Source organism: Leifsonia sp. McL0618, assembly GCF_049994905.1.
Lineage (GTDB): Bacteria > Actinomycetota > Actinomycetes > Actinomycetales > Microbacteriaceae > Diaminobutyricibacter.
The window spans coordinates 2,945,691-2,968,144 of sequence record NZ_CP188258.1; the positions used below are offsets into that span (position 1 = coordinate 2,945,691).

Consider the following 22,454-nt stretch of genomic DNA (forward strand, 5'->3'; position numbering starts at 1 on the left):
CGAGGACCAGCTTCCTGCCAGCCTGCTCCGTTGGTGCTCTGTCTTCAGTTGTCGGCGACGGGAAAATATCCACGTCAACCGCGAGAATCCTAGCAGGTGCGGGTGCAGGGAGGCTGGGTGCGACGCACAGGCGCCGCACCCAGCCTGCGCTACTCGGCCTGGAATCCACCGATCATCGAGCTGAAGTCGCCTTCGAGGTCGAACGGGTCTTTGATCATGCTCGACCGGTCGGATGCCGCGACCAGCTTCGCGAACTCGCCTGCCGCGCGCTCGACGCGGTCGGGAAGCGCCTTCACCGTGTCGGCTCCGCTGCCCCAGTCCGCCGATGCGGCATAGACGGACGTGGGCACGACCGTCGTGTGCAGGTAGGTGAACATCGGGCGCATCGCGTACTCGAGTGCGAGCGAATGCCGCTCCGTGCCGCCGGTCGCGCCCAGCACCACGGGCATCCCCTCGAGCGCGGTCGGGTCGATCACGTCGAAGAACGACTTGAACAGTCCGCTGTAGCTGGTGGTGAAGATCGGCGTGACGGCGATCAGCCCGTCGGCCCTGGTGACCTTCTCGATCACGTCGGCGAGCGACGGGCTCGGGAAGCCTGCAAGCAGGTTGTTGGTCACGTCCTTGGCGATGTCGCGGAGCTCGACCACTTCAAGCTTCGTGTGGATGCCCTGCTCGGCAAGCCGGCTGACCGTTGCGTCCGCCAGACGGTCGGCGAGCAGGCGCGTGGATGACGGCTGGCTCAGTCCAGCAGAAATCACTGCGATCGTGCGCTCGGTCATCGCGTTTTCAGTCACCGCTCCACCTCCACAGGCTCGGTCTCTGTCACGGTCTCGGTCGCCGACGCAGTCCCGGTCTCGGTCACGGTCGTCTCGGCGACCGCGAGGTCTTCGGCGAGCTCCGCAGCATCGCGTGCTGCGACGAGCGACTCATGCGTCGGTCCGTCGGGCACGTGCGCGGGCCGCAGGGCGTCGAACTCCTTGCGGAGCACCGGCACCACCTCTTCGCCCAGGATGTCGAGCTGCTCCAGCACCGTCTTCAGCGGCAGGCCGGCGTGGTCCATCAGGAACAGCTGGCGCTGGTAGTCGCCGAAGGAGTCGCGGAACGTCAGCGTGCGGTCGATGACTTCCTGCGGGCTGCCGACCGTGAGCGGCGTCTGCTCCGTGAACTCCTCGAGGGACGGACCGTGTCCGTAGACCGGCGCGTTGTCGAAGTACGGCCGGAACTCGCGCACGGCATCCTGCGAGTTCTTGCGCATGAACACCTGGCCACCGAGGCCGACGATCGCCTGGTCGGCTGTGCCGTGGCCGTAGTGTTCGAAGCGCTGACGGTACAGCTGGATCAGGCGCATGTAGTGCTCCTTCGGCCAGAAGATGTTGTTCGCGAAGAACCCGTCGCCGTAGTATGCCGCCTGCTCCGCGATCTCGGGGCTGCGGATGCTTCCGTGCCAGACGAACGGAGCAACACCGTCGAGCGGGCGCGGCGTCGACTGGAAACCCTGCAACGGGGTGCGGAACTGGCCTTCCCAGTCCACGAAGTCCTCACGCCACAGACGGTGCACCAGGTTGTAGTTCTCGAGTGCCAGGTTGATGCCCTGGCGAATGTCTTTGCCGAACCACGGGTAGACCGGGCCCGTATTGCCGCGGCCCATCATCACATCCACTCGGCCGTCGGCCACGTGCTGCAGCATCGCGAAATCTTCCGCGATCTTCACCGGGTCGTTCGTGGTGATCAGGGTCGTGGAAGTCGACAGGATGATCCTGTCGGTCTTCGCCGCGATGTAGCCGAGCATCGTGGTCGGGCTGGACGGAACGAACGGCGGGTTGTGGTGCTCGCCCTGGGCGAAGACGTCGAGGCCGACCTCTTCCGCCTTCTGGGCGATGGTCAGCATGGCCTTGATGCGCTCGTGTTCCGTGGGCGTCTGGCCGGTGGTCGGGTCCGTTGTCACGTCGCCGACGGTGAAGATTCCGAACTGCATTCTGCCTGCTCCAATTCAATGCGTTTGCATGGATATCGGTTCAAACCATCAGGCTCCGGGTTCTATTCCCGGATTGCGCTGGGCGCTGCGCGAGACGACTGCGCCGCCCGGATCACACGCACGATGGCCACTCCGATAGCCGTACCGGCCGTGTTGGCGACGATGTCGCGGATGTCGCTGAAGCGGCCGGGGATGAACAGCTGTGCCGTCTCGATGGTCACGGTCATTCCGAAACCGATCAGCACGGCCACCCACCACTGCCGGGGCGGCAGCAGCAGCGCCAGGAGCACGCCGACCGGGATGAACATCCCGATGTTCGCGGTGAACTCGAGCGCCGAATAGCCGAGCCATTCGAATGGCGGGATGGACAGGATGAAGCGGATGAGCTGCTGCTCGAAACTGTTCGGGTCGGGGGCCGCCGGCTGCGGGGTCAGCGTCACCCAGCCGACGAAGGCCACGTAGGCGATCGTTCCGGCGACCAGGACCGTGTGCCGCGGGAGGTGCGGGGCCGTCATGCGAGGGGAACAGGTCGCAGCGACGAGCATGAGGCGCGGTCGGGCGACAGAACCTTTTCGGCAGCGTCGAACGATCCTGGTGCGGGCACGTCAGCATCGTAGCGGGAGCGCGAGGCTCTGAGCGCGACGTTACGGGCACGACCCTCCCGGACTGCGAAACCTGATGGGTGTACCGGTCGATCGTGGTGCGTCACGTCCGGCGTCTTCGCGCGGGCATCGGTCTGGCAGGTTTCAGCGGGTCGATGTCGTGCGGCGGGACGAGGTCGAATTCACCAGGGCCCCGGCTTCGGACCACCGACCAGCCGTTGTTATGCAAGAGCATGTGGTGATGTCGGCAGAGGAGGATGCCATCAGCCAGATCGGTGCGGCCTCCGGCGGACCACGGATCGATGTGATGTGCTTCCGTCCACGATGGCGGGCGCTCGCAGCCCGGCCAGCGACACCCGCCATCGCGAGCCGCCAGGGCCACCCGCTGAGATCGCGTGAAGCAGCGCTCGGTGCGGCCCACGTCGAGGATCTCGCTGCGCCCTCCGAAGACGATCGGCAGCACGCCGGTGTCGCAGAGATATCGCCGCGCGGTCGCTGCGCTCAGCGGCTCAGCCGACGACTCGACGTGTGCAGCACCATCGCCCCCACCCCAGACCTCGGCGCGCAGGTCATCCAGCGAGATCGTGACCCTCACGGCCGGCCGCGTCGTGCCGAAGAGACGACCCGGGTCAGACTCTCCAGCGATGCGGATCATCTCGACGACCGAATCGAGTACAAGCTGACCGTGCGTGCGGTCATCGTCGACGATCGCTCGAGCCCGTGCCTGCTGTTCCGGGTCGACGAACCTCGGGCCGCCGCGGCGAGGCGCGGTCACCGCGTCGACCGCAGAGATGACGATCGCCGCAGACTCGGGATCGAGAATGCCGGACAGACGCCGCAACCCGTCGATCTCCGGGCCGATGGTCAGGAAGCGCTTGTCGCGCAGCTGCTGTTCGCGGTCGGCCACGCCTGCCCTGTCCAGCGTGTCGCGAACGGATTTCGCCATCCGCGTCACAGCATCGGCGTGCGACGACTCGGACTCGCGGGCAAGAGTCTCGGCAGCCGAGACGAACGCCACGGTGTCTGCCTTCTCGGCGACCGGCGCGAGCGCCCGGACGATTCCGTCGGCCGCATCGACATCGATGCGACCCTCACGGACACCGTCGGCCACCGGGCCGAGGCCTGCAGGCGAGGTCATCAATTCGCCGACGCGAACGAGCGCGGCGGCTTCGCGGTAGCTCGAACCGCAGATGTCGCGCACCAGCGACTCCGCGTTGCGGTGCCCCTCTCGTGCGGCCCAGCCTCCATGGCCGTCGTGCCGGCGTGAGCGCGCGGCCGCCTCTGCGGCCAGAGTCGCTTTCACCGCGTCGATCCGCCGCCCGAGTGAGGCGGCGGTCACCAGCCTGCGACGCAGTTCGGTCTCGGTCAACGCCGACGGATCGCCCACCAGATCGCGCAGCAGGTCTGCGATAGCTGCACCCGGATCTGGTGCGCCTGGTCGGTCTTCCGTCATGCTTCTATCCAAGCACGCACCACCGATATTCACTGCTGACCAGCACTTAAGCTGTGGATAACTCGTCGCCGACCCCCTCCTGTGGAGGAGAGGACGGCCGGATGCACCGCCACCACCTGAGACACCCCACGCCCTAGTCTGTCTCCATGACGACGCCCACCGACCCCGCACGGGTCCCGCGTTTCCCCGGCATCCGGTTGCGGATGACCGGACGCGCGCCGGCCGAGGAGAACCGCGTCTCCAGCCCGCTCGAGCTGCTCTTCGATCTCACGTTCGTGGTCGCGATCGCCCAGGTCGCATCCCAGCTCGCTCAGTACATCGCCCGCGGCGAGGCCGTCGCAGGCGTCGGGCCCTACCTGATGGTCTTCTTCGCGATCTGGTGGGCCTGGATGAACTTCACCTGGTTCGCGTCGGCATACGACACGGACGATGTGCCTTACCGCCTGCTGACGCTGGTGCAGATGGGCGGCGTGCTCGTGCTGGCCGCTGGTGTCCCGTCCGGGTTCGACGCCCAGAAATTCACAGCCATCACGATCGGCTACGTGATCATGCGCATCGCGCAGGTGAGCCAATGGGTCCGGGCCGCTGTCGAGCATCCGGATGGCCGCACCACCGCCCTGAGGTACGCGGTCGGAATCTCGCTCGTCCAGGTCGGCTGGGTCGCGCGCCTGACCCTACCTCCCGAAGCGGGTCTGTGGAGCTTCCTCGTGCTCGCCGCGGCCGACCTCTCCGTGCCGCTCTGGGCTGAGCGCACCGGGATGACGGCCTGGCATCCGCATCACATCGCCGAGCGGTACGGGCTGTTCACGATCATCGTGCTGGGCGAGTCGGTCGCCGCGGCGACGCTCGGGGTGCAGCAGGGAATCGACCACAGCGGCCTCACGGTGCCGCTCGTGACGATCGCCGCATCCAGTCTCATCCTGCTCTTCGCACTGTGGTGGCTGTACTTCCTCGAGCCGGCCGGCGCCGGACTCGAAGCGCACCGGGGGCTCTCCTTCTTCTGGGGCTATGGACACTACTTCGTGTTCGCCTCACTCGCAGCCCTCGGCGCAGGACTCGAGGTCGCGGTCGAGCGCGGCGCCGGCCGGATCGAAACTCCGGATGCGGTGGTCGGTTACGCCGTCGCCATCCCCGTCGCCGTCTTCCTGGTGATGCTCTGGGTGCTGCATGCGCCGCTGGTGGACCAGCTCGTCATCCGCCCCGTCGCGATCGTGGTCGCCACGGCCGCCGTCCTCCTGCTCCCGCTGGCCTCCCCGGTCATCGGGCTGGAGGGAACCGTGGTCGGAATCGCAGGGGTTGCGGCCGCCCTGACCGCCGTGACTATCGTGGATCGTTCCTACAGAGCGTCACGAAAACTGACCACGGAAGAGAGCTGAACCATGCCAACGATGATCTTCGTCAACCTCCCCGTCACCGACCTCGAGAGGGCGAAAGCGTTCTACTCGGCCCTCGGGTTCGGCATCAACCAGCAGTTCACCGACGACAAGGCAGCCTGCATCGTCATCAGCGACACCATCTTCGCGATGATCGTCACCAAGCCGTACTTCGAGACCTTCAGCCCGAAGACCATTGCCGACACCTCGACGAGCGTCGCAGCGATCAACGCGCTGTCGCGGGACAGCAAGGAGGAGGTGGATGCGATCGCCGACAAGGCGCTGACGTCGGGCGGGCTCCAGACCAATGAGCCGCAGGACCTCGGCTTCATGTACAGCCGGAGCTTCCAGGACCCGGATGGCAACATGTGGGAAGCAATGTGGATGGATCCCGGGCACGTCGAGTAGCGGGCGCAGCGGTTCCGAACGGCACGGCATCCGACCGGCACAGGCACCCGACCGGCACAGACGACGAACAGCACAGACGACGAACGGGCCGCCACCCGGAGGTGACGGCCCGTTCGCAAGAAGTTCGCGTGGTCAGCGAAGTTATCGACGGAGGCCGAGACGCTCGATCAGCGAGCGGTAACGGTTGATGTCGATGTCTGCGAGGTAGCCCAGCAGACGGCGACGCTGCCCGACCAGGAGGAGCAGGCCACGACGCGAGTGGTGGTCGTGCTTGTGCTCCTTGAGGTGCTCGGTGAGGTCCTTGATCCGCTTGGTCAGGATCGCAACCTGAACCTCGGGGGATCCGGTGTCACCGGGGTGGGTCGCGTACTCTTCGATGATCGCCTTCTTGACATCGGCTTCAAGTGCCATAGATGGGATCCCCTTTCTCTCGTTGCGCGGTGCCCGGGGCAGAATGCCTGGGCTCTCTTTATCCGCGGCCGTCAGACGGCAACCGACCTAGTTTACCAGACCCGCATGCCCGGGCAGCACGGCGTCGTGCGTCAGGCGACGGCGTCCCGCGCCCGGTCGACCAGCCGGTACGTGAGGGCGATGAAACCGAAGACGTAGGCGGCGATGATGGGCACGGTCGCAAGAGGGATCAGGCGTGCACCCGCCTGCGGATTGACGAGGAAGAGCAGCGCGGTCACGACGCCGACGACCAGCAGGAATCCGCCCAGCGCCACCGCGATCCAGCGGCCGAGCTCTTCCGTGAGGAGGATCACGCGTCCCCGGTCGAGGCGCTTCAATGTGTACGCGCTCCGCGACGCGCGGTAAGCGTCGGCATCCCGGTACGCGTCTGCGACGTGCGCGAAATACCAGATGCCGATGGCGAGGATGGCGATGGTCGCGCCTGCCGCCCACGCGTAGGCGCCGAGACCGGGCCCGAGCCCGATCGTCAGCTGGGCCGCCACCGTCCAGGCGAGGGCGATACCGATCAGTCCGTACAGGAAGGCGGCCCACCGCAGTTTGTGGCCGAGGTCTGCGACGATCTCGTCGTCGGCGGCGAGGAGCGGGTCGTTGACCAGCTGGGTAGGCGTGAACTCCCAGGGCCGCGCATCCGCCATCTCCAGCATCGCCTCATCGAGCACAGCGGTCTCGTCCAGGTCGGCGCGGTCGGCCTCGACCAGGACGACGTCGACGACCGTGTCGAGCACGATGGTGTCGTCCTCGTCGGATGGTTCCGGCAGACCTGTCATCTCGGAGTCGCTGGGCACCGGGTCGCTGGGCAACGGCTGGGTCTCCGCGGCATGCTGCTGCCGGCGGGTCGCCATCAGGCGGCCTCCCTTTCTGGCTCGAGCAACGCGAACGCGCCACCGAAGGGGTCCGTGACGACCGCCCAGCGCCCCACTCCGGATGCCGACATCGGCAGCGAGAGCGTCGCACCTCCGAGGCCGAGGACACGCTCGAGCGAGGCATCGAGGTCGACGACCTGGAAGTAGGCGAGCCAGTGGCTCGGCGTCTCCGGCGACACCGGCGCCATCGCTCCGGCCACGTTCGCATCGCCGACGTCGAACAGCGTGTAGACACCCTCGTTCAACGGCATCTGGCTGACACCCACCGTCAACACGTTCTCGTAGAACGAGAGCGACTCCTCATAGCCTTCGGCGACCAGTTCCAGCCAGTCGACGGCTCCGGGCTCATTGCGCAGCCAGGGTGTGCCCTTCTCCTGCTGCCACAGCCCGAACACCGCACCGGTCGGATCGGAGACGATCGCCAGGTAGACCCCCCGTGCCAGTTCGCCGGGAGGAACGAGCACCTGACCACCCTCGTCGGTCGCGGCCGAGGCAGCGCGTCCGATGTCGTCGACCACGAAATAGGTGGTCCAGGTCGATCGCCCTCCGGCTTCAGCGATCATCGGGGGCAGCGGCCCGATCGCGGTCACCGGCGTTCCGCCGATGCTGGCAACGGAGTACCCGCCCATCTCCGCGGTGGGAGGCACGACCTCCCAGCCGAACAGGTCGCGGTAGAACGCGACCGCCCCTTCCGGGTCGGGACTCTGCAGATCGACCCACACCGGGGTCCCTGCGGGAAATGTGTCGATGACCGGCATGGCACACACCTTACGCCCGCGTTCGGGTGCACGAACAGGGCCGGGTCAGGTCTCGGTCGCTGCACGCGCGACAGCCCCGGACAGCAGGTGCAGGCCATCGCGAACGTCGCCGGGCGCGACACCTCCGAACCCGAGGATGAGCCCCGGACGCGTCGGCTCCTCCGCACAGAACCGGGCGAGGGATTGCACGGCCACACCGACGGACGCCGCGAGCGTCGCGACACGGTCGGCATCGAAGGATGCACCGGATGGCACGATGCACAGGTGCAGCCCGGCAATCGACGGCACGACGCGAAAGGCGTCGCCGAACTCGGCCTGCACGTCGATGATCACCTGCCGCTGCCTCGCGCCGTACTCCTTCGTCGCCCGGCGCACATGGCGCGCGAAATGCCCGCCGTCGATGAACCGCGCCATCGCCGCCTGGGTCAGGTAGTCGGCCGACCAGTCGGTCAGGCGTTTCGCGCTCCGAAGCGCAGCACGCAGCGGCTCGGGTGCGACGAGGAACCCGAGACGCAGGGAGGGAAGCATCGTCTTCGAGAAGGTGCCGACGTAGATCACCCGGCCGTCGCGGTCGAGACTCTGGAGAGGGTCGAGCGGGCGGTCTGCGAACCGGTACTCGGTGTCGTAGTCGTCTTCGATGATGGCCGCGCCACTGTGTCGCGCCCACTCCAGGAGGGCGATTCGCCGATCGAACGACAGCACCGCGCCGAGGGGGAACTGGTGCGACGGCGTGATGTAGACGAGCCTCGCCTTCGCGGGGAGGGCATCCACGACCATTCCATCGTCGTCGACCGGGACGCCGACCACACGGGCGCCGAGGGTCTCGAACAGTTGTCGGACGGGAGGATAGCCCGGCTCCTCCACGATCACGACGTCGCCGGGTTCGATGAGCACGCGGCCGATCAGGTCGAAGGCTTGCTGGGCGCCGCTCGTGACGAGTACGTCGTCGGCCGCGGCATCCACCGAGCGTGCGATGCCGATGTGCCGGGCGATTGCGCCGCGCAGCCGGGCGAGCCCCGCCGGGTCGCCGTAGCCGGCGGAATCGAGGATTCCCTGTCGCAGTTCGCCGGCGACGAAACGGCGCCACTGTTCGAGCGGGAAGAGAGCGGGGTCGGGCGTTCCGACGCTGAAGTCGTACGCGACAGGCCTCGGCTCGGTCCAGAGCGGGTCGGGGAGGCCACCCCAGAGTGCGCGCGGACGCACGGCCGACGAGGTCGGTGCGTGGCGCCGGTCTCTCGCCTGCGGTGTCGGCGACGGGGCAGCCACGAAGGTTCCGGAGCCGACACGGCTGACGAGGTACCCCTCTGCCGTGAGCCGTTCGTAGGCGACGGCGACCGTATTGCGCGAGACGGTCAGCTGTGCGGCCAGGTCACGCGACGGGGGTAGCCGCTCTCCGCGGCGCAGCCGTCCGTCGTGGATGGCCTCGCGCAGCTCCCGGTAGATGCGCTCGGAACGGTCGCCCCTGCCTTCGATCCGCACGTGCACATCCATCGCGCCGCCTCCCGCATCACCGCCCGCATTGGCCCAATCGGAACCGCATGAATTGGATCTTACAATGGACCACTTGTCGAATTAGCTTTGAAGGCATGACAGAACGAATCGACATCTCCAGCATCACACCAGAGGGTTACCGCAAGGTCATCAACCTCGACGGCTACGCAGGCCAGAACGTCGAGAACCCGCTGCGCGACCTCGTCAACCTGCGTGCATCACAGCTGAACGGATGCACGTTCTGCGTCGACATGCACTCGGTCGACCTGCAGGCGGCCGGCGTGCCGCTGCGCAAGATCTTCTCCGTGATCACGTGGCGCGAATCCGAATGGTTCAGCGAGCGGGAGAAGATCGCACTCGAGCTCACCGAGGAGATCACCCGCATCCAGGGCGGCGTCCCCGACTTCCTGTGGGACCGCGCACTGGCAGAATTCGGCGATCGCGGCCTCGCAGACCTCGTGCTCGCCATCAGCACGATCAACGTCTGGAACCGCATCGCCATCTCGACGAGGATGCTCCCCCCGGAGCTCGAGCCTCAGCTCAGCTGACGCTCCCCGCTCAGCTGACGCTGCGCTTTCAGCTGACGCCGAGCAGGTCGATCACGAAGATGAGCGTCTTGCCACTGAGCGGGTGGCCACCACCCGCTGCGCCGTATGCGAGCTGCGGCGGAACGGTCAGCTTGCGGCGACCGCCGACCTTCATGCCAGGGATGCCCTCCTGCCAGCCGCGAATCAGGTTGTTCAGCGGAAAGTTGATCGACTGGCCCCGACTCCAGGACGAGTCGAACTCTTCGCCGGAGTCGTACTCCACGCCGAGGTAGTGCACGTCGACCTTCGCGCCGGGCGTGGCCTCCGGGCCGTCTCCTACGATGATGTCGACGATCTCCAGTGCGTCTGGCGCGGGGCCGTCGGGTGCGTCGATCTCGGGCTTCTCATGCTTCGAATCAGTCATGCGTCCATCCAACCGTGCGGCGCTGCGCCACGTCAAAGCTGTCCGCTTGTCGCGTATCCGGGCCGGATGTCCGAAATCCGCTCTTGCAATCGACGGGGCCGCACGGCAGTCTGGTCACAGGTCAACTCATCGTTCGGGAGAGTCGCAGGCATCGCCGCACCACCGGGCGATGAGTCTTTTTAACGACCAGGGGTCTTTCTGAGCTCCTCGAGACGTGTGAGATTCTTACGGGGTGAGCACCGCATCCGCCGCCCCCCGCCTTGCCGCGGGCAGCCTGGTCAGCAGCGATGTGCGCACCCACAACCTCGCCCTGGTGATGCGTACCCTGGCCGAGGGCGGCCCGAGTGCCCGCAGTGATCTCGCGACCGCGACCGGCCTCACCCGCGGCGCCATCACCGCGCTGGTCGGCGCACTCGCCGACGGCGGACTGGTTGCGGAGTCGGTGATCGTGCCCGGTGAACGCTCCGGCCGGCCCAAGACCCTCATCGGCATCGCCGCCGACGGCGTCGCACTGGTCGCCGTGCAGATCGACGCCGACCAGGTCACCGTCGTCGTCCACGACCTCGCCGGGACGGCGCTCGACCGCACCGCGGCCCACCATGGGCGGCCGATGGGCGATCCCGACGCGATCCTCGACCTTGCCGCGTCCCTCCTCGTCTCGGCGTTCGACCGAATCGCCGCTTCTGGTCGCCGGATCGCGGGCCTTACGGTAATCGTGTTCGCGCCGGTCGGCGGCCATCCCCGCGTCGTCGTCGCGGACACCGACCTCGGCTGGGGCAGGGTGGATGTTCTGGCCGGCCTGGCTGCGCGGGTGTCCGGGTTTCCCGCCACGGCGACGCTCGCGGCGGATGCGCCACTCGCCGCCCTCGCCGAACGCCGTCTGCTCGCCGACGTCGGCGACCTGCTCTACCTCAAGAGCAACAGCGGGATCGGCGGGGCGATCATCTCCGGCGGCCACGTGGTCGACGGCGCCAACGCGATCGCCGGCGCGGTCGGCCACATCGCGATCGACTATGACGGCACGCCGTGCCAGTGCGGCCAGCGGGGATGCCTCGTCACCGTCGCCGGACCCGATGTCGTGCTCGCCCGTGCCGGCCTCGGCCCTCTCCTGGCTTCGGAAGGACTGACCGCGGCCCTCGACGAATTCGTCGCCCGGGTGCGCGCACGCGATCCGGATGCCGTGGCCACATTCACCGAGGCGGCGGACTGGATCGCGCGCGCGATCGCGATCCTTCGCATGGCCGTCGACCCGGAAGTCGTCGTTCTGGGCGGATACTGGGCCGGGCTCGCCGATCTGATCGCCGAAGCGGCCACCCCCCGCCTTCACCTGGCGGCCGACCCTTCCCTGAGCGACCCCGGGACGGCGCGCCCTCCGCGCGTGGTGGCCGGCTCGCTCGGCGCCGACGCGGCGCTCGCGGGCGCCTTCTGGCAGCTTCGTGACGACCTGCTCGCCGATCCGCTGGCTCTCGTTCCCTCACTGTAGTTCGGGAAGGTCGCCGTAGTTCGGGAAGGTCGCCGGTGCAGGTCAGCCGAAGACCTTGCCCGGGTTCATGATGCCGAGCGGATCGAAGACCGACTTCACCTTCACCTGCAGCTCGTAGGCGTCGGCGCCCAGCTCATCCGCCAGCCACCGGCGTTTCAGCAGCCCAACGCCGTGCTCGCCGGTCAGGGTTCCGCCGAGCTCGATCGCCGTGCGGAAGAGTTCGCCGGCGGCATCCCAGACGCGGTCGGGCACGTCGTCGCCGTCGTAGACGAAGTTGGGGTGCAGGTTACCGTCGCCTGCGTGCGCGACAGTCGGGATGGCCACGCCGTATTTCTCGCCGATCGCCCGGATCGCCGCGAACATCTCCGGCATCCGGGAGCGGGGAACGGAGACATCCTCGATCAGCACATTCCCTGACGCCTCCAGCGCAGGGTGGAACGCGCGACGGATGGCCAGCATCCGTTCGCCTTCTGCCGCATCCGTCGAGACCCGGACGCTGCCTCCCGAGGCGCGGATCAGCTCGGATGCCGCCGCGGCATCCGTCGCCGACGCGAGCCCGTCGAACTGCACCAGCAGGAACGCCGCTCCCCCGGACGTTCCCATCGCCGCTTCGATGGTCTCGGTGCCCAGATGGGCTGCGATGCGTTCGAGGGACGGCCCGTCGAGCAGCTCCATCACGGCGGGGCGGAGACGGGATGCGGTGACGCGGGCCGAGGCGGCGGCGGCCTGGCCGACATCCGGGAACAAGGCGCCGACCGTCGTGACACCCCCGACCGGCAGCGGAAGCGCGCGGACGGTCGCATCCACGATCACGCCCAGGGTGCCCTCCGAGCCGACGAACAGCGCGGTCAGGTCGAAGCCGGTCACGCCCTTCACCGTGCGATGGCCGGTGCGGATCAGCCGCCCGTCGGGGAGGACGATCGAGAGTCCGAGCACGGCTTCACGCGTGACGCCGTACTTCGCACAGAGAAGGCCGCCGGCATTCGTGGCGATGTTGCCGCCGACCGATGAGATCGCCTTGCTCGCGGGGTCTGGCGCGAACCACAGTCCGTACGGACGGAGGGCTGCATTCAGGTCGGCGTTGATCACCCCCGGTTCGACGACGGCGAGCTCGTCTTCCGGGCTGATTTCGAGGATGCGGTCCATTCCGGCCACGCTCAGCACGATCGCGCCGTCGGTACCGTTCGCACCGCCCGCAAGACCCGTTCCCGCACCGCGCGGGACGACCGGGATGCGGAACTCGCTGGCCGCCAGCATCGTCGCCTGCACGTCGGCCACGGAGCGCGCCTTCACCAGGGCGAGTGGGCGCCCCGGCGAGACCCAGCCCGACCGGTCGGTGCGCAGCGCATCCAGCTCGGCCGGATCTGTGCTGAGGACGCCGGCGGAGATCGCCTCCGTGCCGAGCGCCGCTGCAAGCCAGGTCATCGCATCCATGCGTGCCAGACTAGCTCGACCGCGTCACGTCCGATTTCCGCTACCACACGTCGGTGGCAGGTGTCAGGCTGTAGTCATGAATTCGTCCGCCCCGCAAACGTCACTGGCCGACCCCGTCTTCGCGGAACGCTACCGTGCGATGTCGTCGAGGGATGCGCGGTTCGACGGACAATTCATCACCGGCGTTCACACCACCGGCATCTACTGCAGGCCCAGCTGCCCGGCGGCGACGCCGAAGCCGGGGAACGTCACCTTCTACCTGACCGCGGCTGCGGCCCACGAGGCGGGGCTGCGCGCGTGCAAACGGTGCCTGCCCGACGCCGTGCCGGGCTCCCCCGAATGGAACATCCGCGACGACCTGGCCGCCCGCGCGATGCGCCTCATCGCCGACGGTACCGTCGAACGCGAAGGCGTGCCGGGGCTCGCACGCCGCCTCGGCTACACACCGCGGCACCTCGGACGCGTGCTGACCAGCGAACTCGGTGCCGGTCCGCTCGCCCTCGCGCGTGCGCACAGAGCCCAGACCGCGCGGCTGCTGCTCGCCGGCACCGACCTCTCCATCACCGACGTCGCGTTCGCGGCCGGGTTCACGAGCGTGCGGCAGTTCAACGAGACCATGGCCGGCATCTACCGCACTACGCCCGGTGCGATCCGGGCGTCGGCGAAAGGGCGGCCAGACCGGGCGGCGCGTGCCCACCCTCACGCCGGACAGGCCGCATCCCTGACACTCCGCCTCCCTGCGCGGGCCCCCTTCGACGGCACCGCCCTCTTCTCCTTCCTCGCGGCCCGGGCGGTGCCGACCGCCGAGGCCGGCGACGCGACGACATACTCGCGCGCCCTCGCGCTGCCGCACGGTCCTGCTGTCGTCACCCTCACCCTGGGCGGTACGCCCGCCAGTCCCCACGTGAACTGCGAAGCACACCTCGCCGACGTCGCAGACCTCGCCCCGCTCGTGGCACGCGTCCGCAGGCTGCTCGACCTCGACGCGGACGCCGTCGCGATCGACGAAGCACTCGCGGCAGACCCGGCACTCGCTGCCAGTGTGGCCGCCGCGCCCGGGCGGCGCGTCCCCGGAAGCATCAATGCCGAAGAGATCCTGTTCCGTGCGCTGATCGGGCAGCAGGTCTCGGTCCCCGCAGCGCGAACGGCGCTCGCCCGGCTGACGGATGCGCTCGGAACGCCCATCGACGCCGGTCCGTTCACGCGGCTCTTTCCCACCGCACAACAGATCGCCGAGGGAGGGCGGGACGTGCTTCGCGGGCCCGTCCGGCGTGTCGCCACGATCCTCGCGACAGCCGAGGCGCTGGCCGATGGCAGCCTCGTCATCGACGTCGGCGAGTCCCGCGAAGAACTCGAAGCCCGGTTGACCGCGCTGCCCGGGATCGGGCCGTGGACCGCCGGCTACGTGGCCATGCGCGTGCTCGGAAGCCCGGACATCCTCCTGACCAGCGATCTGGTCATCCGGCAGGGCGCCGTCCGGCTCGGGCTGCCCCGCGACCCGCGCGAACTGGCCCTGCGCGGCGCGGCCTGGGCGCCGTGGCGGAGCTACGCCGGAATGCACCTGTGGCGAGCGGCCCAGGCGTAGGATCGAAAACGCAGCCGGAACGGAGGAGGACGCGAACGTGCCTTCGATCACCGTGGTGATTCCGGCGCTGGACGACTCCGTCATGCTCGCTCGGTGCCTCGCCGACCTTCAGGCTCAGTTGCGGCCGGCCGACGAGATCATCGTCGTCGACAACGGGAGCACGGACGACACTGCGGCAGTCGCCCTGGCCGGTGGCGCACGCGTGCTCGAGCAGCCCCGGCGCGGCATCTGGCCGGCCGCATCGACCGGATACGACGCAGCGACCGGAGACCTGATCGCCAGACTCGACGCCGACTCCCGTCCGCCTGAGGACTGGCTGCTGCACATCGAAGCCGAGTTCATCGACTCGCCCGAGATCTCGGTGCTCACCGGGCCCGGCGTGTTCTACGACGGAAATCCGCTGGTCGCAGGCCTCGGGCAGACCCTCTACATCGGGGGCTACTTCTGGTCCATGTCCATCTGGATGGGCCAGCCGCCGATATTCGGCTCGAACTTCGCCATGCGGCGTGAGGTCTGGCAACGGGCGCGCGGGCGAGTACACCGCGACCTGCGCGAGATCCACGACGACCTCGACCTCAGCATCCACCTCGACCCCGACCAGATCGTGCGGCTCGACGAACGGCTCACCGTGGGAATCTCGTCGCGTCCGTTCTCGTCGTGGCGCGGCCTCGGCCGGCGCCTCAGCTGGGCGTATTCCACGTTGCGCATGCACCTGCCTGAGGAGTCGCCGTGGCGCCGCCGCGCCGCTCGCCGTCGTTGGGAAGAGGAGCACGCCGAAGAGGGCCTCCCCGGCGCCATCGCCTGAAGCGGCCGTCGGGAACAGGGCCACGCTCTGAGCGCGTCTCAGCGGGAACAACCCTCGGCGAAGACTGGGTCAGGCGGATGCGAAGAGGGCGAGCATGTCGCGGCCGAGCTGGTTGGGGGCCGTCTCGCACGGACTGTGCCCGGTGCGGTACACCGCGAGAGTCGCTGCGATCTGCTGCGCGAACTCCGCGTGCAGCTGGGTCGGCCAGAGGTCGTGGTTTCCGGTGGCGACGAGTTTCGGGATGGGGCTGGCAGCCACGGCCGCGCGCGTGTCCGGCACCTGCTTCATGAGGCCGACGATGTCGTCGACGCTCGAACGCCGTGTGAGCGCGAACCGTGCGCGCACGAACGCCAGCCTGGTCGGGGGCACCTTGTTCTTGTTCGTGACGATTCCCCAGATCATCAGGCCCGCGCCCTGCTTACCGGACAGGAACCGGCTGAGCCAGCCGATCGTGCGTACGCCGCGGAACGCCTGGCCGGGCTCGGGTGGAGTGGTCAGCAGCGTCAGGCTGCGGAAGAGGTGCGGATGCTCCACCAGCGCCATCTGGCTGAGGATGCCCGCGAACGAATACCCGAGAACGTGCGCCGGAGGCCCGGACCGCAGGAACGCGATCACGTCGGCGACCAGGAGTTCATACGTGTAATGGCCGCCGCGAACGGGACCCGCGTCTGCCGACTCGTACTGACCGGCGAGATCGTAACTCTGCACGAAATAGCCGCCGGCGGCAAGGATCGGCGCGAGCAGGTAGAAGTCCTCTTTCGACCCGGTCACCCCGGGGATCAGCACAACGCGCGGATCGCTGGGGTTGCCGAGCGAGAACGTGGCGAGTTCGCCGCTCGGAGCCACGAAGGTGGAGAAGACCGCGCCGACCGGGGCGATCGACCAGTCGATCTCAGGCAGCGCGGCATCAAGACGCTCCGCCTCGTCGCCTCCGCCCGCGAGCCCGGGCTGCCTTTCACCGATGGACACACACCAACGCTAGCTGTTTCGGCCGACGTTTTCCCGCAGCCGAGACTGCCCGATAGCCTTGGACCGTGAGATTCTCGCACCTCAGCACCGCAACAGATCGCCATCCACGCCTGGCCGCCGTCATCGGTGACGGCGCCCTCTTTCTCGACGAGGTGATGGATGACGCTCCGGGCGACCTGCAGACGCTCATCGAACGCGGTGACGAAGGACTCGCCCACGTGCGTGCTGTCGTCGACAATGCGATCGCGAACCGCACAGAGCTCGAGCCTGTCCGCGATCTGCGGCACGCATCCGCGGTCCTGCGCCCACCACAGGTGATCGCGATCGGCGCCAACTACGCCGCGCACGCCTCCGAGCTGAAGCTGCGGAGCGAGAAGGCCGCGACCGTCTTCTCCCTCTGGCCCAACTCGCTCGCCGGGCACGAGGGGACGACCTCGTGGCCGGAGGACCTGACCACCCAGGTCGATTACGAGGCCGAGCTGGGTGTGATCATCGGCAAGCCCGCGCGCGACGTGCACGTGCGCGACGCCCTCGACTACGTCTACGGCTACACCGTCGTCAACGACATCACCGCGCGCGACCTGCAGTTCTCCGAGGCCCAATGGTCGCGCTGCAAGTCGTTCGACGGGTTCACGCCGAACGGCCCCGTCGTCGTCACGGCCGACGAGATCGCCGACCCGCAGGACCTGTGGCTGACGACGAACGTCGACGGAACCATCCTGCAGGATGCGTCAACGGCCGACATGGTGCGCAGCGTCGCCGAGATCATCGCTTTCCTGTCCCGCTCGGCGACCGTGCAGCCGGGCACCCTGATCTCCACGGGAAGCCCGGGGGGCGCGGGTTACTCCCGCACCCCTCCGGTCTTTCTGCGCGACAAGTCGACCGTGACGGTCTCGATCGGCGGGATCGGCTACCTCACGACGTACTGCCGCGTGACCTGAGCCCTGCCGAGTCCGGCTACGTGATGACCGGGATCGCTGTGGTGATCGCTTCGAGTCCGCTGAGGCGTGCGGGCGAGAGGAGCTTGGTCACTTCTTCGCGGCTCATCAGGTTGGCCTCGACCACGAGGTCCGCCACGTTTCCGCCGGTCAGGAGCGCCGTCTTCGCGAGAGCCGCGGCCGCCGAGTAGCCGATGTGCGGCATCAATGCCGTGATCACGACGACGGACGAGCCGACCATCGCACCCAGGCGTTCCTCGTTGGCGGTGATCCCGTCGATGCAGTTGACGCGCAAGGTGTGGAAGCCCTGCGTCATCCACGTGATGCTCTGCAGCAGCGAGTGCGCGATCACGGGCTCGAAAGCGTTCAGCTGCAGCTGGCCGCCCTCCGCTGCCATGGTGACGGTCACATCCGCACCGGCGACCGAGAAGGCGATCTGGTTGACGACCTCGGGGATGACCGGGTTGACCTTGCCGGGCATGATGCTGGAACCTGCCTGGCGCGGAGGGAGGTTGATCTCGCCGAGTCCGGCCTGGGGGCCGCTCGAAAGCAGCCGGAGGTCGTTGCAGATCTTCGACAGTTTGATCGCAGACCGCTTGAGCGAGCCGCTGAACGACATGAACGCTCCCGCGTCACTCGTCGATTCGATCAGGTCGGGAGCGGTCTCGAGGTTGAGTCCCGTGATCTCGCTGAGGTGACGGCACGCTGCCGCGGCGTAGCCCGGGTCGGCCGTGATGCCGGTGCCGATCGCAGTCGCCCCGAGGTTGATCTCGGCGAGGAGCCACTTGGTCTCGGTCAGGCGCGCGTGGTCTTCGGTCAGTGTCGTCGCGAAGCCGTGGAACTCCTGGCCGAGGGTCATCGGCACCGCGTCCTGCAGCTGGGTGCGGCCGACCTTCAGCACGTGCCGGAACTCTTCGCCCTTGCGAGCGAACGAGTCGCGCAGCAGGGCAAGTTCGTCGAGCAGGTGGGAGAGCGCGAACGTGAGGGCGATCTTGATCGCCGTCGGGTACGTGTCGTTCGTGCTCTGGCTGCGGTTGACGTCGTCGATCGGGTGCAGGAACTGGTATTCGCCCTTGGCATGACCGTCGAGCTCGAGCCCGATGTTCGCGATGACCTCGTTGGCGTTCATGTTCGTGGATGTGCCCGCGCCGCCCTGCATCACACCGACGACGAATTGGTCGTGGTAGCGCCCGTCGATGATGAGCTGGCAGGCGCGGTCGATGAGGTCGGCCTTGTGTGGGTCGAGCACACCGATTTCGAGGTTGGCGCGAGCGGCCGCCTGCTTGACGCTCGCGAGGGCGACGATGAGGTCGGGGTAGACCGAGATGGGCCGCTTGGCGATCTGGAAGTTCTCGAGGGCCCGTGAGGTGTGGACGCCCCAGTAGGCGTCGGCGGGGACCTCCCGGGGACCGAGCGAATCGCTTTCGATGCGGACGGGCCCGTGCTCGGCAGCCAGGGTCGGAACGTCTGACACGTTCTCTGAGGCGTCGATGACGGGGATCGGGCTGGTGCGTGTTGCGGTACTGCTGGGGGTATTCACTGGTGGCTCCATTGCCTGTCGTTGTGCGGTGGCATTGTGTTTCGTCGTCGGCGTGCTTGTGGCTGTCGACGTGTCGACTTTAGCGCGCGAACCTCGGGACAAGGTGTCAGCCGAGCTTCCTGAGCAACCCCCGGATGAACCGGTCTTTTCCGGTCGTGTACGGGGGTGAGATCAGCTTGATGGTGTCGGGCTTCAGAGGCTTGCTGAGTACGGCCTTCTCGTGGCTGAACGTGCGCATCGAGTGATCGCCGTGGTAGCCGCCCGTGCCACTTTCGCCCACGCCGCCGAACGGCAGGCCGGGCACGATGAGGTGCGCGGCAGGGATGCCGAACCCGATCGCGCCTGAGCTCGTCTCGGTGAGGAAGCGCCGACGCACCTTGTCGTTCTCGCTGAACACGTAGAGGGCGAGGGGCTTCTCCCCCGCGGTGATGTGGCGGATGGCGTCATCCGGCCCGCTGACCGTGACGATCGGGAGGACCGGGCCGAAGATCTCGTCCTGCATGATCGGCGCATCGCGCGGAACGTCTGCGAGCACGGTCGGTGCCAGGTAGAGGGATCCGGTGTCGGAGGCCCCACCGACGACCGTGCGACCGGAGCTGAGCAGGCCGGTCAGCCGTTCCAGGTGCTGCTCGTTGACGATGCGACCGTAGTCCGGACTGGCTTCCGGGTCGTCGCCGTACAGATCACGGGTCGCAGCGATGAGCGCGGGCTCCAGCCTGCGGGCGACATCGGCGGTGGCCAGCAGGTAGTCGGGGGCGACACACGTCTGGCCTGCGTTCATGAACTTGCCCCAGGCGATGCGCCTGGCGGCGGCATCGATGTCGACGGTGTCGTCGACATACACCGGTGACTTGCCGCCCAGTTCGAGGGTGACGGGTGTCAGGTTTGCGACGGCGGCAGCCATGACGATACGACCGACACGGCTGTTACCGGTGAAGAAGATGTGGTCGAATCGCTGTGCGAGCAGTTCGGTGGTCTCATCGACCGCGCCCTCGACGACGGCGACGGCGCGCTGGTCGAGGTAGAGCGGCACCAGCCGGGCGATGGCCGCGGAGGTCGCGGGAGCGAGTTCGCTCGGCTTCATCACGACGGCGTTGCCGGCCGCGATGGCACCGACGACCGGCGCGAGCAGCAGTTGCACCGGGTAGTTCCATGGCGCGATCACGAGGACGACGCCGAGCGGCTCGCGGACGATGGATGCGCGGGCCGGCATCACAGCGCCGGGTACCCGCACGGAGCGTGGCCGCAGCCAGGACCGCAGGTGCTTCAGCGTGTGGTCGATCTCGCCGACGACGAAGCCGATCTCGGCAAGCTGAGCCTCGGTGGGGTTCTTGGCGAGGTCGCTCAGCAGCGCTGCCTCGAAGTCGCTTCCACGCTCGACGAGCATGCGCCGGAGTGCTTTCAACTGGTCGACACGCCAGGCGAGGGATTTGGTCGTCCCGGCCTCGAACGTCGAACGGAGGCCGGCTACAGTGCCGGCGATCTCGCCGTGGGTCATGCACCAATCCTAGATCCGGGCGGGCGTCGAACCCGACAGACGGAGTGGCGTGTGAAGGCGCCTCCAGCGGCCATTCTGTCTACCGGTGGCCGGTGACGCTACTGGTGGCCGGTGACGCTACTGGTGGCCGGTGACGCTATTGGTGGAAGTAGGGGACGATCAGGTAGATGCCGTAGAGCACAGCGAAGCAGCAGAGCGTGAAGCACGCGTAGGCACCGACGAGTGCCGTGCGTTTCTGCGCAGGCGTCAGCGGGTTCTTCTTCTCGGCCTTGCGTGCCCGCTTGGCAGCGGCGGCCGCCTCTGCCGGTGTCACGACGGTGATCGCGTCGGTGAACTCGACAGGGTCGACCTGCGGAGCGCGGCCTGCAGCCGCCATCAGGCGGGTCGCCAGCGCGTACAGCCCGACGACGACACAGGTCGACACGAGCGACGCCAGCGCCACCGAGAGGAACGAACCCCAGTCGATGATCATGACCGCTCCTCCTCAGGGGCCAGGTCGCCTTCAGCGTCCTGGGGCTGTTTACCAGGCTTGGGCGGCTTCGGCCGTTTCAGCGGCTTGACCTTCCTGATCTTCACGACGCCCCCCGACCGCGCGACCTCGCTCACGCCGGCCGGACCGGCGACGGGACCGCCGGTCACCGCGTTCGTGCTGTCGACGCGGTTGCGGTTGGAGATCACGAAGATCGCGGTGATGACGGCGAAACCGAGCATCAGGTCGATGAAGATCCCGGCGGGACCGAAAGTCGCGAACCAGGCCGCGACGCCGCCGACGATGGCAGACGATGGCAGGGTCAGCAGCCAGCCGACCCCGATGCGGCCGGCCGTCCCCCAGCGCACAGACGCGCCGCGGCGACCAAGGCCGGAACCGATCACCGAGCCGGACGCGACCTGGGTGGTCGACAGAGCGAACCCGAGGTGGCTCGATGCGAGGATCGTCGCCGCTGTACTGGTTTCGGCGGCGAAACCTTGCGCCGGCTTGATGGCGGTGAGCCCGGTTCCGAGCGTGCGGATGATGCGCCAGCCACCGGTGTACGTGCCGAGTGCGATCGCAAGCGCGCAGGCGGTGATCACCCAGAGTTCCGGGCCGCTGCCGGCCGGCTGCACCCCCGCGGAGATGAGGGTGAGGGTGATGACGCCCATGGTCTTCTGCGCGTCATTGGTGCCGTGAGCAAGGGCCACGAGCGACGACGAGAAGATCTGGCCGACGCGGAAGCCGCCCCGCCCATCCGGTCTGCCGTCGAACCGCCGCGTGACTGCGTAGGCGAGCTTCGTCGCCGCATACGCCACGAGCCCGGCTGTGAACGGGGCGATGACAGCCGGCAGGATCACCTTGTCGAGCACGACGACGAAATCGACCGCCTGCACGCCGACGCCGACGATCGTCGCTCCGATGAGGCCGCCGAACAGCGCATGGCTCGAGCTCGACGGCAGGCCGAAGAGCCAGGTCACCATGTTCCAGATGATCGCACCGATCAGGCCCGCAAAGATCAGCTCGGGGGTGATCTGCACCCCGCCGGGACCCTCTTTGATGATGCCGCCCGAGATCGTCTTGGCGACTTCCGTCGACAGGAACGCTCCGACGAGGTTGAGCACGGCGGCGACGGCGACGGCGACCTTCGGGCGCATCGCCCCGGTCGCGATCGGCGTCGCCATGGCGTTGGCCGTGTCGTGGAAACCGTTTGTGAAGTCGAAGAACAACGCCAGCACGATGACCAGCACGACGATGAAGGTGAGATCCACCAGCGCCCTTCTCGTGGATACCGGGCGTGATTCACCGGGATTTCAGGAAAACAGACCGGCGCCGTTCGCCGACCACGACGATACTCACACGGCGCGCCCGGATGGTCAAACTCGGAC

Annotated in this window: 22 protein-coding genes; 7 read left to right on the forward strand and 15 right to left on the reverse strand. The window is 67.9% G+C overall.

Annotation, left to right across the window (positions count from 1 at the left end; translation table 11 throughout):
- Positions 1-149 precede the first annotated feature (149 nt).
- The 4 genes from ACPPVQ_RS14205 to ACPPVQ_RS14220 all read right to left on the reverse strand — a co-directional run bounded on the left by ACPPVQ_RS14205 (position 150) and on the right by ACPPVQ_RS14220 (position 4,030).
- On the reverse strand, positions 150-779 hold the full coding sequence (locus ACPPVQ_RS14205; protein WP_426521276.1) for an FMN reductase: 630 nt from the start codon (positions 777-779) through the stop codon (positions 150-152).
- Between the two features lie 11 nt (positions 780-790).
- On the reverse strand, positions 791-1,975 hold the full coding sequence (locus tag ACPPVQ_RS14210; RefSeq protein ID WP_426515747.1) for an LLM class flavin-dependent oxidoreductase: 1,185 nt from the start codon (positions 1,973-1,975) through the stop codon (positions 791-793).
- Between the two features lie 62 nt (positions 1,976-2,037).
- A complete protein-coding gene (locus ACPPVQ_RS14215) occupies positions 2,038-2,490 on the reverse strand; it encodes a VanZ family protein (protein ID WP_426515748.1) in 453 nt (150 codons plus the stop codon).
- Between the two features lie 190 nt (positions 2,491-2,680).
- Positions 2,681-4,030, reverse strand: coding sequence for a DUF222 domain-containing protein (locus ACPPVQ_RS14220; protein WP_426515749.1), 1,350 nt, complete (start codon positions 4,028-4,030; stop codon positions 2,681-2,683).
- Positions 4,031-4,176: 146 nt separating this feature from the next.
- On the opposite strand from ACPPVQ_RS14220, the gene ACPPVQ_RS14225 reads away from it, so the two are divergent.
- Positions 4,177-5,406, forward strand: a complete 1,230-nt coding sequence (locus ACPPVQ_RS14225) for a low temperature requirement protein A (RefSeq protein WP_426515750.1) — start codon at positions 4,177-4,179, stop codon at positions 5,404-5,406.
- Positions 5,407-5,409: 3 nt separating this feature from the next.
- A complete protein-coding gene (locus tag ACPPVQ_RS14230; protein ID WP_426515751.1) occupies positions 5,410-5,811 on the forward strand; it encodes a VOC family protein in 402 nt (133 codons plus the stop codon).
- Between the two features lie 141 nt (positions 5,812-5,952).
- On the opposite strand, the gene rpsO is transcribed toward ACPPVQ_RS14230, so the two are convergent.
- From rpsO to ACPPVQ_RS14250, 4 genes are all read right to left on the reverse strand, one after another.
- Positions 5,953-6,222 carry a 30S ribosomal protein S15 gene (rpsO, locus tag ACPPVQ_RS14235; RefSeq protein ID WP_163290947.1) on the reverse strand — a complete coding sequence of 90 codons (270 nt, stop codon included), beginning with the start codon at positions 6,220-6,222 and terminating at the stop codon, positions 5,953-5,955.
- A gap of 131 nt (positions 6,223-6,353) precedes the next feature.
- Positions 6,354-7,124: a hypothetical protein gene (locus ACPPVQ_RS14240; protein WP_426515752.1), complete on the reverse strand. Its 771-nt coding sequence runs from the start codon at positions 7,122-7,124 to the stop codon at positions 6,354-6,356.
- Positions 7,124-7,903 (reverse strand): VOC family protein, encoded by a 780-nt coding sequence (locus ACPPVQ_RS14245; RefSeq protein WP_426515753.1) that lies wholly within the window; start codon positions 7,901-7,903, stop codon positions 7,124-7,126. The genes ACPPVQ_RS14240 and ACPPVQ_RS14245 overlap by 1 nt, the downstream gene beginning before the upstream one ends.
- Before the next feature lie 45 nt (positions 7,904-7,948).
- Positions 7,949-9,394: a PLP-dependent aminotransferase family protein gene (locus ACPPVQ_RS14250; RefSeq protein WP_426515754.1), complete on the reverse strand. Its 1,446-nt coding sequence runs from the start codon at positions 9,392-9,394 to the stop codon at positions 7,949-7,951.
- A 95-nt stretch (positions 9,395-9,489) separates the two neighbouring features.
- Here ACPPVQ_RS14250 and ACPPVQ_RS14255 point away from each other — a divergent pair, with 95 nt between their 5' ends.
- Positions 9,490-9,942, forward strand: coding sequence for a carboxymuconolactone decarboxylase family protein (locus tag ACPPVQ_RS14255; protein ID WP_426515755.1), 453 nt, complete (start codon positions 9,490-9,492; stop codon positions 9,940-9,942).
- A 28-nt stretch (positions 9,943-9,970) separates the two neighbouring features.
- Here the strand turns inward: ACPPVQ_RS14255 and ACPPVQ_RS14260 are convergent, their stop codons facing one another.
- Complete coding sequence (locus ACPPVQ_RS14260; protein ID WP_426515756.1) at positions 9,971-10,345, reverse strand: FKBP-type peptidyl-prolyl cis-trans isomerase; 375 nt, start codon at positions 10,343-10,345, stop codon at positions 9,971-9,973.
- A 232-nt stretch (positions 10,346-10,577) separates the two neighbouring features.
- Here ACPPVQ_RS14260 and ACPPVQ_RS14265 point away from each other — a divergent pair, with 232 nt between their 5' ends.
- Positions 10,578-11,828 carry an ROK family protein gene (locus tag ACPPVQ_RS14265; RefSeq protein ID WP_426515757.1) on the forward strand — a complete coding sequence of 417 codons (1,251 nt, stop codon included), beginning with the start codon at positions 10,578-10,580 and terminating at the stop codon, positions 11,826-11,828.
- Between the two features lie 42 nt (positions 11,829-11,870).
- Here ACPPVQ_RS14265 and ACPPVQ_RS14270 read toward each other — a convergent pair whose 3' ends face one another.
- Entirely contained in the window at positions 11,871-13,262 is a 1,392-nt protein-coding gene (locus tag ACPPVQ_RS14270) for an FAD-binding oxidoreductase (RefSeq protein WP_426515758.1), read from the reverse strand.
- 76 nt (positions 13,263-13,338) lie between these two features.
- On the opposite strand from ACPPVQ_RS14270, the gene ACPPVQ_RS14275 reads away from it, so the two are divergent.
- Positions 13,339-14,847, forward strand: coding sequence for a DNA-3-methyladenine glycosylase 2 family protein (locus ACPPVQ_RS14275; RefSeq protein WP_426515759.1), 1,509 nt, complete (start codon positions 13,339-13,341; stop codon positions 14,845-14,847).
- Positions 14,848-14,884: 37 nt separating this feature from the next.
- The gene (locus ACPPVQ_RS14280; protein WP_426515760.1) at positions 14,885-15,652 is read left to right on the forward strand and encodes a glycosyltransferase; all 768 of its coding nucleotides are present in this window, start codon (positions 14,885-14,887) and stop codon (positions 15,650-15,652) included.
- Between the two features lie 69 nt (positions 15,653-15,721).
- Here the strand turns inward: ACPPVQ_RS14280 and ACPPVQ_RS14285 are convergent, their stop codons facing one another.
- Complete coding sequence (locus tag ACPPVQ_RS14285; protein WP_426515761.1) at positions 15,722-16,621, reverse strand: alpha/beta fold hydrolase; 900 nt, start codon at positions 16,619-16,621, stop codon at positions 15,722-15,724.
- A 65-nt stretch (positions 16,622-16,686) separates the two neighbouring features.
- Between ACPPVQ_RS14285 and ACPPVQ_RS14290 the strand changes: the two genes are divergently transcribed.
- Complete coding sequence (locus tag ACPPVQ_RS14290) at positions 16,687-17,562, forward strand: fumarylacetoacetate hydrolase family protein (protein WP_426515762.1); 876 nt, start codon at positions 16,687-16,689, stop codon at positions 17,560-17,562.
- A 16-nt stretch (positions 17,563-17,578) separates the two neighbouring features.
- Here the strand turns inward: ACPPVQ_RS14290 and ACPPVQ_RS14295 are convergent, their stop codons facing one another.
- The 4 genes from ACPPVQ_RS14295 to ACPPVQ_RS14310 all read right to left on the reverse strand — a co-directional run bounded on the left by ACPPVQ_RS14295 (position 17,579) and on the right by ACPPVQ_RS14310 (position 22,337).
- Positions 17,579-19,015 carry an aspartate ammonia-lyase gene (locus ACPPVQ_RS14295; protein ID WP_426521278.1) on the reverse strand — a complete coding sequence of 479 codons (1,437 nt, stop codon included), beginning with the start codon at positions 19,013-19,015 and terminating at the stop codon, positions 17,579-17,581.
- Positions 19,016-19,205: 190 nt separating this feature from the next.
- A complete protein-coding gene (locus tag ACPPVQ_RS14300) occupies positions 19,206-20,597 on the reverse strand; it encodes an aldehyde dehydrogenase family protein (RefSeq protein ID WP_426515763.1) in 1,392 nt (463 codons plus the stop codon).
- A gap of 136 nt (positions 20,598-20,733) precedes the next feature.
- Positions 20,734-21,069 (reverse strand): peptidase, encoded by a 336-nt coding sequence (locus ACPPVQ_RS14305; protein WP_426515764.1) that lies wholly within the window; start codon positions 21,067-21,069, stop codon positions 20,734-20,736.
- Complete coding sequence (locus ACPPVQ_RS14310; protein ID WP_426515765.1) at positions 21,066-22,337, reverse strand: anion permease; 1,272 nt, start codon at positions 22,335-22,337, stop codon at positions 21,066-21,068. The genes ACPPVQ_RS14305 and ACPPVQ_RS14310 overlap by 4 nt, the downstream gene beginning before the upstream one ends.
- Positions 22,338-22,454: the final 117 nt, after the last annotated feature.

Bases quoted from the DNA above. Each gene is read 5' to 3' on its own strand.
- ACPPVQ_RS14205 (WP_426521276.1), bottom strand. From the start codon at position 779: ATGACCGAGCGCACGATCGCAGTGATTTCTGCTGGACTGAGCCAGCCG.
- ACPPVQ_RS14210 (WP_426515747.1), bottom strand. From the start codon at position 1,975: ATGCAGTTCGGAATCTTCACCGTCGGCGACGTGACAACGGACCCGACC.
- ACPPVQ_RS14215 (WP_426515748.1), bottom strand. From the start codon at position 2,490: ATGACGGCCCCGCACCTCCCGCGGCACACGGTCCTGGTCGCCGGAACG.
- ACPPVQ_RS14220 (WP_426515749.1), bottom strand. From the start codon at position 4,030: ATGACGGAAGACCGACCAGGCGCACCAGATCCGGGTGCAGCTATCGCA.
- ACPPVQ_RS14225 (WP_426515750.1), top strand. From the start codon at position 4,177: ATGACGACGCCCACCGACCCCGCACGGGTCCCGCGTTTCCCCGGCATC.
- ACPPVQ_RS14230 (WP_426515751.1), top strand. From the start codon at position 5,410: ATGCCAACGATGATCTTCGTCAACCTCCCCGTCACCGACCTCGAGAGG.
- rpsO (WP_163290947.1), bottom strand. From the start codon at position 6,222: ATGGCACTTGAAGCCGATGTCAAGAAGGCGATCATCGAAGAGTACGCG.
- ACPPVQ_RS14240 (WP_426515752.1), bottom strand. From the start codon at position 7,124: ATGGCGACCCGCCGGCAGCAGCATGCCGCGGAGACCCAGCCGTTGCCC.
- ACPPVQ_RS14245 (WP_426515753.1), bottom strand. From the start codon at position 7,903: ATGCCGGTCATCGACACATTTCCCGCAGGGACCCCGGTGTGGGTCGAT.
- ACPPVQ_RS14250 (WP_426515754.1), bottom strand. From the start codon at position 9,394: ATGGATGTGCACGTGCGGATCGAAGGCAGGGGCGACCGTTCCGAGCGC.
- ACPPVQ_RS14255 (WP_426515755.1), top strand. From the start codon at position 9,490: ATGACAGAACGAATCGACATCTCCAGCATCACACCAGAGGGTTACCGC.
- ACPPVQ_RS14260 (WP_426515756.1), bottom strand. From the start codon at position 10,345: ATGACTGATTCGAAGCATGAGAAGCCCGAGATCGACGCACCCGACGGC.
- ACPPVQ_RS14270 (WP_426515758.1), bottom strand. From the start codon at position 13,262: ATGGATGCGATGACCTGGCTTGCAGCGGCGCTCGGCACGGAGGCGATC.
- ACPPVQ_RS14275 (WP_426515759.1), top strand. From the start codon at position 13,339: ATGAATTCGTCCGCCCCGCAAACGTCACTGGCCGACCCCGTCTTCGCG.
- ACPPVQ_RS14300 (WP_426515763.1), bottom strand. From the start codon at position 20,597: ATGACCCACGGCGAGATCGCCGGCACTGTAGCCGGCCTCCGTTCGACG.
- ACPPVQ_RS14305 (WP_426515764.1), bottom strand. From the start codon at position 21,069: ATGATCATCGACTGGGGTTCGTTCCTCTCGGTGGCGCTGGCGTCGCTC.